Genomic DNA, 12,930 nt, shown 5'->3' with positions numbered 1-12,930 from the left:
CCAAATTACGAATGGGCATTCAAACTATACTCTACGGCGCTTTGGAGGGCGGCATCCGTTGTGCGGAAGCGGAGTAATATCACGAATCGTTGTTACCTCGATTCCTGCATTTTGGATCGTACGGATCGCAGACTCGCGTCCTGATCCTGGTCCCTTTACAAAAACTTCTGCTTTACGCATTCCCAGGTCAAATGCAACTTGTGCTGCACTCTGAGCTGCTGTCTGCGCAGCATACGGTGTATTTTTCTTAGATCCACGGAAACCCATTTTACCGGCCGATCCCCAAGAAATAACTTGTCCGTTGTTATTTGTGATAGAGATAATGATGTTGTTGAAAGAAGCTTTGATATGTACCTGACCTACCGCTTCTACAACTACAACTCTCTTCTTTGCTTTATCTTTTCTTTTATTTTGTGCCATTGCTCATGAAATAGTTACGGGCCTAAACCCATTCCCATTAGTTATTTAGTAGCCTTTTTCTTGTTCGCGATTGTTTTGCGTTTACCCTTACGAGTACGAGAGTTATTCTTTGTTCTCTGTCCACGCAACGGCAATCCTTTACGATGACGAAGACCACGATAACAAGCAATGTCCATAAGACGTTTGATGCTCAATTGAACTTCAGACTTTAATGCGCCTTCTACTTTATATTCACCTGCGATAACCGCACGAACTGCACCTGACTCTTCATCGTTCCAGTCGATCACCTTTTTATTGATGTCAACTCCTGCTTTATCCAGAATTTTTTTCGCTGAACTGCGTCCAATTCCGAAGATGTAAGTTAGTGAAATCTCGCCTCTTTTACGGTCGGGAATATCAACTCCTGAAATACGTGCCATATGATTAACCTTGTCTTTGTTTATACCGTGGGTTTTTCTTGTTGATTACATAGATCTTCCCCTTGCGGCGTATAACTTTGCAGTCCTCACTGCGTTTCTTTACTGATGCTTTGACTTTCATCTCGAATGTTACTTATTTGTTAATATTTAGGTGATCTTCTCCTACTATTTATACCGGTACGTAATTCTTGCCTTTGATAAGTCGTAAGGAGACATTTCCAACTTAACACGGTCACCCGGTAATATCTTAATATAGTGCATTCTCATTTTCCCAGAAATGTGCGCAATTACTTCGTGTTTATTTTCCAATACTACACGAAACATTGCGTTTGATAGTGCTTCTAAGATTACACCGTCTTGTTCGATTGATGCTTGTTTTGCCATTATTAGCTTTTATTACTAGGCCTCAACCATTAAGCTGGTATTGGCAGTCACTTTTTCTATATAATCGAAAGTGGTCAGGATTTCAGCTTTTCCTTTACGAACCACAATTGTATGTTCAAAGTGCGCCGAATACTTCCTATCGGTAGTGCGGATGGTCCATCCATCACGCTCCTGTACTACTGACTTCATTCCCAGGTTTATCATCGGTTCAATTGCCAAAACCATTCCCTCTTTCAAACGAATGCCTTTACCCTTTTTACCGTAATTGGGTACTTCAGGACTTTCATGCAGATTTCTGCCAACTCCATGTCCTACCAGTTCTCTCACAACAGTATAACCTCTATCCTCTACGTAGCTCTGAATAGCAAAACCCAGATCTCCCATTCTCAATCCGTCAACTGCCTGCTCAATCCCTTTATATAAAGAACGCTTTGTAGCAATCAGCAAATCCATCACTTCCTTTGATACCTCTCCAATTGGATAAGTGTAAGCGCTATCACTATGAAAGCCCTCTAACTTAACTCCGCAATCAATGGATACGATATCTCCGTCTTTCAGGATGTAGTTACTTGGAAAGCCATGTACTACAACTTCATTTACTGATATACACAGAGAGGCGGGAAAATTGTTAAAGCCTTTGAAGGAAGGAATTCCTCCATTGTCTCTTATAAATTCTTCCGCCACTGCGTCCAGCTTTTTTGTTGCCACACCCGGTTTAACCCATTGAGCCACTTCCGCGTGTGCCTTACCCAAAACCTGAGCACTATTTTTTATAAGGATTATCTCCTCTTCCGTCTTCAGATATATCATTCTCTAATATCAGATGGCAACGCTTTCTGTCCTGCCCTTCACACGTCCGGACTTCATAAGCCCTTCGTATCGGCGCATCAACAAGTAGCTTTCAACCTGCTGCAATGTATCCAAAACAACACCTACCATGATCAGTAGGGATGTTCCCCCAAAGAAGTGAGCAAAATCTGTTGAAATCCCTAAAAGACTTGCAAAAGCTGGCAAAATCGCAACAAGAGCAAGCATTAGTGATCCCGGGAACGTAATCCTATCCAAAATGGAGCTGATATACTCAGACGTTTGCTGTCCTGGTTTCACACCTGGTATAAATCCTCCACCTCTTTTCATATCATCTGCAATCTGTTGCGGATTTACTGAAATGGCTGTGTAGAAGAAAGTAAAGACAATAATTAAAAATGCAAACAACAGATTGTACTGCCAAGTTGTGTAGTTAGCAAAAATCGTCGCTACATCACTTGCAAAATCACTCTTCTCTGCGAAATAAGACGCACCCAAAGATGGTATAAACATCAATGCCTGAGCAAAGATAATCGGCATTACACCAGCTGCATTCAGTTTTAATGGAAGATACTGACGTTGACCACCCATCACCTTATTACCTACTACCTGCTTTGCATACTGAATAGGTATCCTTCTTACAGCCTGAGTTAACATCACAGCGCCCATGATAACAAAATAGAGTGCTACAATTTCAAGTACAAATAATAAGATCCCACCGCTACCTCTGTTTACGAACTCCTTGTAGATTGCACCAGGAAAACGAGACACAATACCAATCATGATCAGCATTGAAATACCATTTCCTATACCTTTGTCAGTAATACGTTCACCTAACCACATACAGAACATTGTACCGGCAGTCAGAACGAATACGGACGATATTGAAAACATACTTCTCGAAACCAAAAGCGCCTCATCCGGCACAGTGGTATTTAGATAAGCTGTACCTTGTACCAGCGTAACTATAATTGTCAACACCCTGGTAATCTGGTTTAACTTCTTACGTCCTGACTCCCCCTCTTTTTGCATCTTCTGGAAATATGGCAAAGCCATAGTCAACAGCTGTATTGCAATAGATGCCGAGATATAGGGCATGATACCTAACGCAAAAATGGAGGCCTTACTAAAAGCTCCTCCTAAAAATGTATCCAACAACCCAAGGAGACCTTGTGTCGATACATTCATCTGATCAGGTTCAACGCCAGGCAAAGCTACATAAGACCCTAAACGGAATATTGTTATAAACAAAAGAGTGTTGAGAATACGTGTTCTCAACTCCTCAATTGAAAATATATGCTTTATCGTCTCAAAAAATCGTTTCATTTTATGGGCTTACAATAGCTATCCGATAATAAATTTCCAGCTATACCTAACAACAAAGTTATAATTTTACTGCTTTACCACCAGCCTTTTCGATAGACTCGATAGCGGATGCAGAGAATCCGTTGGCTTGTACTTCCACAGCGCTTTTAATTTCGCCACGGTTAAGGATTTTAACAAGATCCTTTTTTGCACAAAGACCGTTTTCACGGATCAAATCCAGCGTAATAACAGTCGCGCTTGTTTTTTCAGCAAGTGCCTGGATAGCATCCAGATTCAAAGCCTTATATTCAACACGATTGATGTTATTGAAACCGAACTTAGGCAAACGTCTTTGAAGTGGCATCTGCCCACCTTCAAAACCTAATTTACGGCTATACCCTGAGCGAGACTGAGCTCCTTTGTGTCCACGTGCGGCAGTTCCACCTTTACCGGATCCCTGACCACGTCCAACTCGCTTTCCAACTTTAATGGAACCAGCAGCCGGTTTTAATGAACTAAGATTCATACTAGTAGTATATATTAAATTTCCTCAACTTTAACCAAATGGCTCACTTTGCGGATCATACCTGCAATAGCGTCGCTGTTCTCCTTTTCAACCGTTCTGTTCAATTTACCCAAACCTAACGCTTTAATCGTTAGCTTTTGTTTCTCAGGGCGGTCGATTGCACTCTTAACTTGTGTAATACGTACTTTTGACATGATTACTTTCAGATAGGGATAATCCCGAAGGATTATCCGTTAAATACTTTATCCAGTTTAACTCCACGCTGGAAAGCAACCTGGTGAGGAGCTCTCATTTTCAGAAGCGCATCAATTGTCGCTTTGATTACGTTGTGTGGGTTCGAAGAACCTTTAGACTTAGCCAAAACGTCTTTGATACCAGCACTTTCTAAAACTGCGCGCATTGGACCACCTGCGAGTACACCTGTTCCAGGAGCTGCCGGCTTGATCAATACGAATCCACCGCTAAACTTACCTTCCATTTCGTGAGGAACAGTATGCTTCAGCATAGGAACCTGGATCAGGTTCTTTTTAGCATCATCAATACCCTTAGCAATAGCATCGGTTACCTCGTTGGCTTTACCAAGTCCGTGACCTACTGTACCATTACCATCTCCTACTACAACAATGGCCGAAAAGCTAAAGCGACGACCACCTTTTACTACTTTTGCTACCCTGTTGATTGCAACTACGCGTTCTTTCAGGTCCGATTCGTTAACCTTTGAAGGTCTTGTATTTGTAGACATAGTCTTTGTTATTCTTAGAATTTCAGGCCACCCTCACGAGCTCCTTCGGCCAATGCTTTAACTTTACCGTGGTACAAATACCCGTTACGGTCAAACACAACCGCCTGAATACCTGCTTCTTGTGCCTTCTCAGCGATTTTTTTACCAACTTGTGAAGCGATCTCTATATTAGAGTTTTCTTTTCTGCCTCCCAAGTCTACGGACGATGCACTAACAAGTGTTACACCTCTCAAGTCATCTATAATCTGAGCATAAATGCTGGTGTTCGAACGAAACACTGATAATCTAGGCCGTTCTGCACTACCTTTCACTTTCTTACGAATGTGATATTTAAGTCGTTGTCTTCTATCTACTTTTGCGTTAGCCATTTTCAATCTTATTCTAACAGTTTAACATTATTATGTGGCTACGCACTACTTTTTAGAAGCAGACTTACCAGCTTTACGACGAACGATCTCACCAACAAAGCGGATACCCTTGCCTTTGTAAGGCTCAACCTTACGCAACGACTTAATCTTTGCAGCTACAGAACCGATCAGTTCTTTATCAATTCCTTCCAGAATCACTTTAGGATTCTGTCCTTTTTCAGAAGTCGTTGTCACTTTGATCTCCGTCGGGATCGCCATGAAGATATTATGTGAGTAGCCCAATTGCAATTCCAACACGTTATTTGCTGCAGTCGCTTTGTAACCTACCCCGATAATTTCTAATTCCTTCTTATATCCGGCATCCACACCTATAACCATATTGTTGATCAGCGAGCGATACAAACCATGTAATGCTTTGTGACGCTTCTGCTCAGTTGGGCGTGTAACTTTCAATTCGTTTCCTTCCACTTCAACCGTGATGTCGCTGTCGACAGCCTGAAGAAGTGTTCCTTTCGGGCCTTTTACCGAAACCAGGTTATCATCTGCAACAGAGACAGACACACCAGCTGGTAAAACAATAATTTTATTTCCTATACGTGACATTTCCTGAATAACTTTAAAATATTAATACACGAAACATAACACCTCTCCACCCACATTCAATGTTTTGGCTTCCTTATCTGTCATCACTCCTTTAGAAGTTGAGATAATTACAGTACCCAATCCACCCAATACACGTGGCAGTGTTGATGAACCTGAATATTTACGCAGTCCAGGCTTACTTACTCTCTCCAATTTCACAATTGCAGATTGTTTTGTCACAGGATTGTATTTCAAGGCTATCTTGATTGTTCCCTGAGGCCCGATTTCGTCAAATTTATAACTCTGAATGTACCCTTTATCAAAAAGTACTTTAGTTATTTCTTTTTTTATGTTGGATGCAGGTATCTCTACGACTCTGTGTTTCGCTTTAATCGCGTTTCTGAGTCTGGTTAGATAATCTGCTATTGGATCCGTTAACATTTTTATGCCTGGTTTTGTACACCCCTTTCAAACGGGAGTGCAAAGTTAAGTAATTGAAATCAGAATTGAAAGTATTCTTACCAACTTGATTTTGTAACGCCTGGAATTTTACCATCAGAGGCCATATCCCTGAACAATACTCTTGAAATACCAAATTTCCGCATGTAACCTCTTGGTCTTCCTGTAATTTTGCAACGATTGTGCAGACGTACAGGTGATGAGTTGCGTGGTAATTTATCAAGACCTACCCAATCCTCAGCTGCTTTAAGTGCCTTACGCTTTTCAGCATAACGCGCTACCAGTGCTTGTTTCTTTCTTTCCCGTGCTTTTACTGATTCTTTTGCCATTTCGGTAAATATCTTATTCTCTTAAGAATTATCCTTGTTTGTTCGCATTTGTGAAAGGCATTCCGAGTGCTTTCAACAACTCATAACTTTCTTCGTCAGAGTTGGTTGAAGTAACAAACGTAATATCCATACCTGTGATTTTGCTCACCTTTTCAATGCTGATCTCAGGGAAGATGATTTGTTCTTTCACACCGAAAGTGTAATTTCCACGTCCATCAAAACCTTTGTCACTGATCCCGCGGAAGTCACGAACACGTGGCATTGCAATTGCGGTAAGACGATCCAAAAATTCGTACATACGATCACCGCGAAGCGTAACCTTTGCGCCGATCGGCATGTTCTCACGTAATTTAAAGTTAGAAACCGCTTTCTTAGAAATGGTTGCTACTGCTTTCTGTCCTGTAATTAGTCCAAGCTCCTCAACACCTACGTCAACCAGTTTCTTATCAGCTACTGCTGCTCCGATACCTTTGTTGATTACAATTTTAAGCAGACGTGGAACCTGCATTACCGACTTGTACTCGTATTTCGCGTTCAATTGCGAAACGATTTCTTTTGCGTACTTTTCTTTTAATCTAGGCTGTGCCATTGTTTGTAAATAGTTACTGTGGATTGCCGACCCACCTTATTTATTATTATAATGCCCTCTTAAAGGGCGGTGACCTTATAGAAGGTTACCGCTCTTTTTTGAGAAACGTTGTAATTTTCCTTTGTCATTTGCTTTACGCCCGGTACGGGTTGGCTCTCCCGTTTTAGGATCTACAACCATCAGATTACTGATGTGAATAGCTCCTTCCCGTTTCTCAATACTCCCTTGTGGGTTTTGAGCATTTGGCTTCACATGCTTTGTGATCATGTTTACACCTTCAACAGTAGCACGTTGTTTCTCAACGAGTACATTTTTTATCACTCCTGTCTCACCTTTTGCGTTACCAGCGATAACTTTTACAGTATCCCCTTTGCGAATGTGTAATTTTGCAGGTGCTTGTTTAGTTTTACTTTCCATTTGAGGTATTCTCTTATCGTTTTAAAGAAATACTTATAATCTGATTTCTTACAACACTTCAGGTGCCAGTGATACGATCTTCATGAATTGCTTTTCGCGCAATTCCCGTGCTACCGGTCCGAAGATACGGGTACCGCGTGGCTCATCGTTGTTGTTTAATAATACAGCTGCATTATCTTCAAAACGAATGTATGTACCATCTTTGCGTCGTACTTCCTTTTTGGTGCGTACCACAACGGCTTTGGAAACCGTTCCTTTTTTCATATTGCTCGAAGAAAGAGCAGATTTTACTGTTACGACGATCTTATCGCCTACTGAAGCATAGCGTTTGCCAGTTCCACCAAGTACACGAATAACGAGTACTTCCTTCGCTCCACTGTTGTCTGCTACCGACAGTCTTGATTCTTGCTGTACCATTTGTTACTTAGCTTTTTCAAGGATTTCTACTACTCTCCAACGCTTATTTTTGCTAAGCGGGCGAGTTTCCATTACACGGATAGTATCACCGATACCAGCCTGATTTGTTTCGTCATGCACCATCAATTTGGTAGTTTTAGTCATAAACTTACCATATTTCTCATGCTTAACTTTACGCTCTACTGTGATCACGCAAGATTTCTCCATCTTGTCGCTTACCACCTTACCTACTCTCTCTTTACGTAAGTTTCTTTCTGTTGCCTCCATAATTTCTTAACTGATTTACTGTTGGTTTTTCTTAACCGACAGCTCGGTTAATAGTCTGGCTACTTCTTTACGTGAGGCGCGAATACGCAAAGGATTCTCGATAGGAGAAATTGCATGAGCAAATTTCAATCGTAGTAAGCGCTCTCTCTCCTGAGCTATCTGCTCGTTAAGCTGATCTTTCGACAGATCTTTTACTTCTTTACTAGTCATTGCTTTTGTTAATTAACGTTCTTAGATACGTTCGGGGTTGGTCCTATTCCTGATAATCCCTACGTACCACGAACTTAGTTTTGATTGGCAACTTTTGTGCAGCCAAACGCAATGCTTCGTTTGCTGTATCCAGTGCAACACCAGTTGCTTCGAATATAATTGTTCCTGGCTTAACAGGTGCTACCCAATACTCAGGAGCTCCTTTTCCTTTACCCATACGAACCTCAGCAGGCTTCTTGGTTATAGGCTTGTCAGGAAACACACGGATCCAAACCTGGCCTTCACGCTTCATTGCACGTGTAACCGAGATACGCGCTGCTTCAATCTGACGTGCAGTTAGCCAGCCTGGTTCAAGCGACTTGATAGCGAAAGATCCGAAAGCGATTTCAGCGCCACGCGTGGCAAGTCCTTTTTCCGAACCTTTGTTTTTTTGTTGCTTGCGAAATTTTGTTCTTTTCGGCTGTAACATGATTCTAATCTATTTGAACCGATTTAAAAAACCGGAAAATGTCGGATTACTTCTTCTTTTTGTTGTTGCTATTGTTTCTCTTACGACGATCTGCATCGCTACCGCCGCCTTCTCCACGAGGAGCGCCGTCACGAGGACCTCTTCTGTCGCGTCCGCCACGGTCATTTCCACCACGGTCGTTACCACCAGCGCTTCTGTCTGCTCTGTCAGATGCCGCAGTTGCTGCACTTGGAGTCAAATCACGCTTGCCATAAAGCTCACCTTTGAAGATCCATACTTTAATACCGATCTTTCCGTAGATTGTCTGTGCTTCAGAGATAGCATAGTCGATGTCAGCACGAAGTGTATGCAAAGGAATACGTCCTTCTTTATATTCTTCTGTACGAGCCATCTCAGCACCACCCAAACGGCCAGCCAGACGAATCTTGATACCTTGCGTTCCTACACGCATAGCTGAAGCGATAGATTGCTTCATAGCACGACGGTAAGAGATACGAGCCTGCAACTGTTGAGCGATTGCCTCGCCTACCAATTTAGCGTCGATTTCAGGTCTTTTGATTTCGTAGATGTTAATCTGAACATCTTTACCTGTAATCTTCTTAAGCTCTTCTTTGATTTTATCAACCTCACTACCACCTTTACCAATTACAATACCCGGACGGGCAGTGTGGATTGTAAGTGTGATACGCTTCAATGTGCGCTCAATAACTACTTTCGAGATAGATCCTTTTGGGATACGTGCTTTAATGTAGTTACGAATTTTTTCGTCTTCAACAAGTTTGTCAGAAAAGTCCTTTCCACCATACCAACTTGACTCCCATCCTCTAACAATTCCTAGTCTCAGACCTATAGGATTAACCTTTTGTCCCATTCGATATAGATCGTTTTACTTATGATTCGGTGATTACTGTTTGTTTTTCCGCGCTTGCGTTAGAAACCGCTGCGTCGTCGATCACGATAGTGATGTGGTTCGAACGCTTACGGATTCTGTGTGCTCTTCCTTGCGGTGCAGGACGCAAACGCTTCAACATACGTCCACCGTCAATAAATACGGTTTTAACAATAAGATCAGCGTCTTCCAGCTTTGCATCTTCGTTCTGCTGTTGCCAGTTAGCTACTGCAGATAGTAATACTTTGTGCAAAACAGGAGAAGCAGCTTGTGGTTGAAACTTTAAAAGCGCCAACGCTTTGCTGACCTTCTGTCCGCGAATCATGTCGGCCACCAATCTCATCTTACGAGGAGAAGTTGGCACATTTCTTAATATAGCTCTTGCTTCCATGTTCTTTCAGAAATAGGCTCGTTTTACTTGTGGCAAAACCAGCTATCGTCGACTATTTTATTTTCTACCTTTATCTTTTTTTGCAGTGTGACCACGGAAGTTACGCGTTGGCGAAAACTCTCCCAGCTTGTGCCCTACCATGTTCTCTGTCACATAAACCGGAATAAATTTGTTTCCGTTGTGAACCGCGAATGTATGCCCGATAAAATCAGGCGAAATCATTGAGCGGCGAGACCAGGTTTTGATTACAGACTTACGAGCTGCGCTGTTCATCACCGTAACCTTGTTTTCAAGACGAAAGTCTATGTATGGTCCTTTTTTTAATGAGCGTGCCATGTTATTCTATTATTTTTTACGACGGCTGATAATCAATTTCTCAGAATGCTTGTTGCGATCACGAGTCTTAAGTCCTTTAGAGAACTGTCCGTTTCTTGACCGAGGCTGTCCACCGGACGAGCGGCCTTCACCACCACCCATTGGGTGATCGACTGGGTTCATCGCAACCCCACGAACGCGTGGACGACGACCTAACCAACGTCTGCGACCTGCTTTTCCAAGACTCACATTCATGTGACTTGAATTAGAAACTGTTCCAACCGTTGCGATACATGTAGAAAGAATCATACGCATTTCGCCGGATGGCATTTTCAAAACTGCGTACTTACCTTCACGCGCTACTAACTGAGCATAAGCTCCTGCACTGCGTGCAAACTGTCCACCTTTACCGGGTGTAAGTTCAACATTATGAACAATTGTACCAATTGGCATAGACCCTAATGGAAGTGCGTTACCTACTTCCGGTGCTACTGAACTTCCTGAAACAATTACTTGTCCCACTTTCAGTCCGTTTGGTGCGATTACGTATCTTTTCTCATCATCTGCATATTGTACCAGAGCGATACGTGCAGAGCGGTTTGGATCGTACTCAATTGTAAGAACTGTGGCTGGTGCATCAAAGCGATTTCTTTTGAAATCGATTACGCGGTACTTGCGCTTGTGACCACCACCTATATGACGCATGGTACGACGTCCAGAGCTATTACGACCGCCGGTTCTTTTGACGGGCTCTAAGAGACTCTTTTCCGGTTTCGCTGCAGTGATCTCCTCAAATGTAGGAGCTGAGCGAAAACGTTGACCAGCACTTGTTGGTTTTAATTTTTTAACTGCCATTGCTATTAACTCGTCAAAGATTTAAGTCGTTCAACTATTCTTATGCTTCACCGTAGATATCGATGATCTCACCTTCAGCTACTGTTACGATAGCCTTCTTGATAGTTGAAGTTTTTCCACTTACAAATTTACCTCCCGATGTGCGGGACTTGCTTTTACCAATGCTACGCATTGTGTGAACGCTTTCTACGGTAACCCCAAACAGTTTTTCAATAGCCTTCTTGATCTCAACTTTATTTGAAGTAAGGGATACTTCAAAGGCATATTTTCCTTGACCACCCTGAGCCGTTACCTTTTCGGTTATAATCGGACGTTTCAGTACACTCATGATTATTTGTTCAATTGGGTTTCCAAAATAGACAGAGCAGATTCACTTATCAAAAGACGGTCTGCATTCATCAGGTCATAAGTATTGACCGCATCCACCGTTGTAACTTTCGCTTTCGGAATGTTACGGCTCGACAAGTATACATTATTGTCGATTGATGGAAGAATTAGCAACGTTTTTGTATTCACTAATTCAAGTGAGTTCAAAACATTCAAATACGACTTCGTTTTTGGCGCATCAAAAGTGAATGCTTCAACAACTGAAATAGAATCTGCTTTCGCTTTCACAGATAAAGCTGACTTACGAGCCAATGCTTTAACTTTTTTATTGATCTTAAAACCGTAATCGCGAGGTCTTGGACCGAAAATACGACCCCCACCTACGAATACCGGTGATTTAATGCTACCTGCACGAGCACCACCAGTTCCTTTTTGTTTCTTGATCTTACGTGTAGAGTGATTAATCTCTGCACGTTCTTTTGACTTATGCGTTCCTTGGCGCTGATTGGCCAGGTAAAGCTTTACGTCGAGATAGATCGCGTGCGTATTAGGTTCGATGCCAAAAATTTCTTCTGACACGTTTACCTTTTTGCCGGTATCCTCTCCTTTTATATTTAATACGGACAATTCCATTGGTACTATTTCTCTATGATTAGAAATGAATTCTTCGACCCCGGTACTGAGCCACTGACAACCAAAAGGTTCTGCTCAGGTATCACTTTCAGAATACGAAGGTTCTGAATTTTTACACGATTGTTACCCATGCGTCCACCCATACGAATCCCTTTGAATACACGAGATGGAAATGAACAAGCACCAATCGAACCTGGGTGACGTGCACGGTTATGCTGACCGTGAGTCTGACCGCCTACACCACCAAAACCATGGCGTTTTACAACACCCTGAAAACCGCGACCCTTCGCATTTCCAACAACGTCTACGAATTCACCTTCTTCAAATACGTCCTGTACTGATAGTGAAGTTCCAAGTTCATGCTCAACTTCAAATTCCTTAAACTCAACCACTTTTTGTTTGGGAGTTGTTCCGGCCTTTTTGAAGTGACCAACCAACGGTCTTGACGAGTTTTTCTCTTTTTTCTCGCCGTAACCTAACTGAATAGCTTTATAGCCATCTTTTTCTTCGGACCTAACTTGTGTGACAACACAAGGACCAGCTTGGATAACCGTACACGCCAGAGCCTGCCCGTCAGCGTTGTACAAACTAGTCATTCCGATTTTTTTACCAATTAAACCAGACATGTAAATTAATTTAAATTAGCAGGTAAAAACCCCTATTCCCTAAAACGGACTGCAAAGATAGAAATTTAATTTTTTCGATCCAAACAGTTATTATTTATTTCTAGCTGATAATCAGCAAAAAAGGTCAGATGTTCAAGACATCTGACCTCTGTTTTTTACAGTGCTTTTTCTATGTTTCAGGAAC

At 42.0% G+C, this 12,930-nt stretch carries 26 protein-coding genes; all 26 read right to left on the bottom strand.

Annotated features, from left to right (window positions below; genetic code table 11):
* Positions 1 to 24 precede the first annotated feature (24 nt).
* Positions 25 to 420: a 30S ribosomal protein S11 gene (gene rpsK / locus AC1XUE_RS23215; protein WP_233825108.1), complete on the bottom strand. Its 396-nt coding sequence runs from the start codon at positions 418 to 420 to the stop codon at positions 25 to 27.
* A gap of 41 nt (positions 421 to 461) precedes the next feature.
* Positions 462 to 839 (bottom strand): 30S ribosomal protein S13, encoded by a 378-nt coding sequence (rpsM, locus tag AC1XUE_RS23210; protein ID WP_115830844.1) that lies wholly within the window; start codon positions 837 to 839, stop codon positions 462 to 464.
* A 4-nt stretch (positions 840 to 843) separates the two neighbouring features.
* The gene (ykgO, locus tag AC1XUE_RS23205; RefSeq protein ID WP_115830842.1) at positions 844 to 960 is read right to left on the bottom strand and encodes a type B 50S ribosomal protein L36; all 117 of its coding nucleotides are present in this window, start codon (positions 958 to 960) and stop codon (positions 844 to 846) included.
* A gap of 44 nt (positions 961 to 1,004) precedes the next feature.
* On the bottom strand, positions 1,005 to 1,223 hold the full coding sequence (gene infA / locus AC1XUE_RS23200) for a translation initiation factor IF-1 (protein ID WP_015813810.1): 219 nt from the start codon (positions 1,221 to 1,223) through the stop codon (positions 1,005 to 1,007).
* Positions 1,224 to 1,238: 15 nt separating this feature from the next.
* On the bottom strand, positions 1,239 to 2,033 hold the full coding sequence (gene map, locus AC1XUE_RS23195) for a type I methionyl aminopeptidase (protein WP_483358383.1): 795 nt from the start codon (positions 2,031 to 2,033) through the stop codon (positions 1,239 to 1,241).
* Positions 2,034 to 2,042: 9 nt separating this feature from the next.
* Positions 2,043 to 3,356, bottom strand: coding sequence for a preprotein translocase subunit SecY (gene secY, locus AC1XUE_RS23190; RefSeq protein ID WP_483358382.1), 1,314 nt, complete (start codon positions 3,354 to 3,356; stop codon positions 2,043 to 2,045).
* Positions 3,357 to 3,414: 58 nt separating this feature from the next.
* On the bottom strand, positions 3,415 to 3,861 hold the full coding sequence (gene rplO / locus AC1XUE_RS23185; protein WP_483358381.1) for a 50S ribosomal protein L15: 447 nt from the start codon (positions 3,859 to 3,861) through the stop codon (positions 3,415 to 3,417).
* Between the two features lie 14 nt (positions 3,862 to 3,875).
* The gene (rpmD, locus tag AC1XUE_RS23180) at positions 3,876 to 4,055 is read right to left on the bottom strand and encodes a 50S ribosomal protein L30 (protein WP_115830835.1); all 180 of its coding nucleotides are present in this window, start codon (positions 4,053 to 4,055) and stop codon (positions 3,876 to 3,878) included.
* A gap of 32 nt (positions 4,056 to 4,087) precedes the next feature.
* Positions 4,088 to 4,603: a 30S ribosomal protein S5 gene (rpsE, locus tag AC1XUE_RS23175; RefSeq protein WP_483358380.1), complete on the bottom strand. Its 516-nt coding sequence runs from the start codon at positions 4,601 to 4,603 to the stop codon at positions 4,088 to 4,090.
* 14 nt (positions 4,604 to 4,617) lie between these two features.
* Complete coding sequence (gene rplR, locus AC1XUE_RS23170) at positions 4,618 to 4,971, bottom strand: 50S ribosomal protein L18 (protein ID WP_483358379.1); 354 nt, start codon at positions 4,969 to 4,971, stop codon at positions 4,618 to 4,620.
* A 45-nt stretch (positions 4,972 to 5,016) separates the two neighbouring features.
* On the bottom strand, positions 5,017 to 5,574 hold the full coding sequence (rplF, locus tag AC1XUE_RS23165) for a 50S ribosomal protein L6 (RefSeq protein WP_483358378.1): 558 nt from the start codon (positions 5,572 to 5,574) through the stop codon (positions 5,017 to 5,019).
* 21 nt (positions 5,575 to 5,595) lie between these two features.
* Positions 5,596 to 5,994, bottom strand: coding sequence for a 30S ribosomal protein S8 (gene rpsH, locus AC1XUE_RS23160; RefSeq protein ID WP_138480894.1), 399 nt, complete (start codon positions 5,992 to 5,994; stop codon positions 5,596 to 5,598).
* Between the two features lie 77 nt (positions 5,995 to 6,071).
* Positions 6,072 to 6,341, bottom strand: a complete 270-nt coding sequence (rpsN, locus tag AC1XUE_RS23155) for a 30S ribosomal protein S14 (RefSeq protein ID WP_115830826.1) — start codon at positions 6,339 to 6,341, stop codon at positions 6,072 to 6,074.
* Positions 6,342 to 6,369: 28 nt separating this feature from the next.
* Positions 6,370 to 6,930 (bottom strand): 50S ribosomal protein L5, encoded by a 561-nt coding sequence (rplE, locus tag AC1XUE_RS23150; protein WP_115830825.1) that lies wholly within the window; start codon positions 6,928 to 6,930, stop codon positions 6,370 to 6,372.
* A gap of 75 nt (positions 6,931 to 7,005) precedes the next feature.
* A complete protein-coding gene (gene rplX, locus AC1XUE_RS23145; protein ID WP_115830823.1) occupies positions 7,006 to 7,347 on the bottom strand; it encodes a 50S ribosomal protein L24 in 342 nt (113 codons plus the stop codon).
* A gap of 48 nt (positions 7,348 to 7,395) precedes the next feature.
* Positions 7,396 to 7,764: a 50S ribosomal protein L14 gene (rplN, locus tag AC1XUE_RS23140; protein WP_026631237.1), complete on the bottom strand. Its 369-nt coding sequence runs from the start codon at positions 7,762 to 7,764 to the stop codon at positions 7,396 to 7,398.
* A gap of 3 nt (positions 7,765 to 7,767) precedes the next feature.
* Positions 7,768 to 8,031: a 30S ribosomal protein S17 gene (gene rpsQ / locus AC1XUE_RS23135; protein WP_483358377.1), complete on the bottom strand. Its 264-nt coding sequence runs from the start codon at positions 8,029 to 8,031 to the stop codon at positions 7,768 to 7,770.
* Between the two features lie 15 nt (positions 8,032 to 8,046).
* The gene (gene rpmC, locus AC1XUE_RS23130; RefSeq protein ID WP_115830819.1) at positions 8,047 to 8,241 is read right to left on the bottom strand and encodes a 50S ribosomal protein L29; all 195 of its coding nucleotides are present in this window, start codon (positions 8,239 to 8,241) and stop codon (positions 8,047 to 8,049) included.
* Positions 8,242 to 8,284: 43 nt separating this feature from the next.
* Positions 8,285 to 8,710 carry a 50S ribosomal protein L16 gene (gene rplP / locus AC1XUE_RS23125; protein WP_115830817.1) on the bottom strand — a complete coding sequence of 142 codons (426 nt, stop codon included), beginning with the start codon at positions 8,708 to 8,710 and terminating at the stop codon, positions 8,285 to 8,287.
* A gap of 46 nt (positions 8,711 to 8,756) precedes the next feature.
* Entirely contained in the window at positions 8,757 to 9,581 is an 825-nt protein-coding gene (gene rpsC, locus AC1XUE_RS23120; RefSeq protein WP_483358376.1) for a 30S ribosomal protein S3, read from the bottom strand.
* Between the two features lie 19 nt (positions 9,582 to 9,600).
* A complete protein-coding gene (rplV, locus tag AC1XUE_RS23115; protein ID WP_483358375.1) occupies positions 9,601 to 9,990 on the bottom strand; it encodes a 50S ribosomal protein L22 in 390 nt (129 codons plus the stop codon).
* Between the two features lie 57 nt (positions 9,991 to 10,047).
* Positions 10,048 to 10,326: a 30S ribosomal protein S19 gene (rpsS, locus tag AC1XUE_RS23110; RefSeq protein ID WP_115830811.1), complete on the bottom strand. Its 279-nt coding sequence runs from the start codon at positions 10,324 to 10,326 to the stop codon at positions 10,048 to 10,050.
* Between the two features lie 9 nt (positions 10,327 to 10,335).
* Entirely contained in the window at positions 10,336 to 11,160 is an 825-nt protein-coding gene (rplB, locus tag AC1XUE_RS23105) for a 50S ribosomal protein L2 (RefSeq protein ID WP_483358374.1), read from the bottom strand.
* A 40-nt stretch (positions 11,161 to 11,200) separates the two neighbouring features.
* A complete protein-coding gene (gene rplW, locus AC1XUE_RS23100; protein WP_025764313.1) occupies positions 11,201 to 11,488 on the bottom strand; it encodes a 50S ribosomal protein L23 in 288 nt (95 codons plus the stop codon).
* Positions 11,489 to 11,490: 2 nt separating this feature from the next.
* The gene (rplD, locus tag AC1XUE_RS23095; protein ID WP_483358373.1) at positions 11,491 to 12,120 is read right to left on the bottom strand and encodes a 50S ribosomal protein L4; all 630 of its coding nucleotides are present in this window, start codon (positions 12,118 to 12,120) and stop codon (positions 11,491 to 11,493) included.
* 5 nt (positions 12,121 to 12,125) lie between these two features.
* A complete protein-coding gene (rplC, locus tag AC1XUE_RS23090; RefSeq protein WP_483358372.1) occupies positions 12,126 to 12,746 on the bottom strand; it encodes a 50S ribosomal protein L3 in 621 nt (206 codons plus the stop codon).
* Between the last annotated feature and the right edge of the window lie 184 nt (positions 12,747 to 12,930).

It is taken from the genome of Dyadobacter sp. HNCC25DJ187 (genome assembly GCF_056895255.1).
The sequence above is the reverse complement of the archived record's forward strand: the minus strand, read 5'-3'. Positions and strand labels throughout refer to the sequence as shown.

Excerpts from the sequence above, each read along its gene's own strand:
- map (WP_483358383.1), bottom strand. The coding sequence starts at position 2,033 with ATGATATATCTGAAGACGGAAGAGGAGATAATCCTTATAAAAAATAGT.
- rplO (WP_483358381.1), bottom strand. The coding sequence starts at position 3,861 with ATGAATCTTAGTTCATTAAAACCGGCTGCTGGTTCCATTAAAGTTGGA.
- rplP (WP_115830817.1), bottom strand. The coding sequence starts at position 8,710 with ATGTTACAGCCGAAAAGAACAAAATTTCGCAAGCAACAAAAAAACAAA.
- rplE (WP_115830825.1), bottom strand. The coding sequence starts at position 6,930 with ATGGCACAGCCTAGATTAAAAGAAAAGTACGCAAAAGAAATCGTTTCG.
- rpsN (WP_115830826.1), bottom strand. The coding sequence starts at position 6,341 with ATGGCAAAAGAATCAGTAAAAGCACGGGAAAGAAAGAAACAAGCACTG.
- infA (WP_015813810.1), bottom strand. The coding sequence starts at position 1,223 with ATGGCAAAACAAGCATCAATCGAACAAGACGGTGTAATCTTAGAAGCA.
- rpsK (WP_233825108.1), bottom strand. The coding sequence starts at position 420 with ATGGCACAAAATAAAAGAAAAGATAAAGCAAAGAAGAGAGTTGTAGTT.
- rplW (WP_025764313.1), bottom strand. The coding sequence starts at position 11,488 with ATGAGTGTACTGAAACGTCCGATTATAACCGAAAAGGTAACGGCTCAG.
- rpsC (WP_483358376.1), bottom strand. The coding sequence starts at position 9,581 with ATGGGACAAAAGGTTAATCCTATAGGTCTGAGACTAGGAATTGTTAGA.
- secY (WP_483358382.1), bottom strand. The coding sequence starts at position 3,356 with ATGAAACGATTTTTTGAGACGATAAAGCATATATTTTCAATTGAGGAG.
- rplR (WP_483358379.1), bottom strand. The coding sequence starts at position 4,971 with ATGGCTAACGCAAAAGTAGATAGAAGACAACGACTTAAATATCACATT.
- rpmD (WP_115830835.1), bottom strand. The coding sequence starts at position 4,055 with ATGTCAAAAGTACGTATTACACAAGTTAAGAGTGCAATCGACCGCCCT.
- rplC (WP_483358372.1), bottom strand. The coding sequence starts at position 12,746 with ATGTCTGGTTTAATTGGTAAAAAAATCGGAATGACTAGTTTGTACAAC.
- rpsQ (WP_483358377.1), bottom strand. The coding sequence starts at position 8,031 with ATGGAGGCAACAGAAAGAAACTTACGTAAAGAGAGAGTAGGTAAGGTG.
- rplX (WP_115830823.1), bottom strand. The coding sequence starts at position 7,347 with ATGGAAAGTAAAACTAAACAAGCACCTGCAAAATTACACATTCGCAAA.
- rpsH (WP_138480894.1), bottom strand. The coding sequence starts at position 5,994 with ATGTTAACGGATCCAATAGCAGATTATCTAACCAGACTCAGAAACGCG.
- rplN (WP_026631237.1), bottom strand. The coding sequence starts at position 7,764 with ATGGTACAGCAAGAATCAAGACTGTCGGTAGCAGACAACAGTGGAGCG.
- rplV (WP_483358375.1), bottom strand. The coding sequence starts at position 9,990 with ATGGAAGCAAGAGCTATATTAAGAAATGTGCCAACTTCTCCTCGTAAG.
- rpsS (WP_115830811.1), bottom strand. The coding sequence starts at position 10,326 with ATGGCACGCTCATTAAAAAAAGGACCATACATAGACTTTCGTCTTGAA.
- ykgO (WP_115830842.1), bottom strand. The coding sequence starts at position 960 with ATGAAAGTCAAAGCATCAGTAAAGAAACGCAGTGAGGACTGCAAAGTT.
- rpsE (WP_483358380.1), bottom strand. The coding sequence starts at position 4,603 with ATGTCTACAAATACAAGACCTTCAAAGGTTAACGAATCGGACCTGAAA.
- rplF (WP_483358378.1), bottom strand. The coding sequence starts at position 5,574 with ATGTCACGTATAGGAAATAAAATTATTGTTTTACCAGCTGGTGTGTCT.
- rpmC (WP_115830819.1), bottom strand. The coding sequence starts at position 8,241 with ATGACTAGTAAAGAAGTAAAAGATCTGTCGAAAGATCAGCTTAACGAG.
- rplD (WP_483358373.1), bottom strand. The coding sequence starts at position 12,120 with ATGGAATTGTCCGTATTAAATATAAAAGGAGAGGATACCGGCAAAAAG.
- rpsM (WP_115830844.1), bottom strand. The coding sequence starts at position 839 with ATGGCACGTATTTCAGGAGTTGATATTCCCGACCGTAAAAGAGGCGAG.
- rplB (WP_483358374.1), bottom strand. The coding sequence starts at position 11,160 with ATGGCAGTTAAAAAATTAAAACCAACAAGTGCTGGTCAACGTTTTCGC.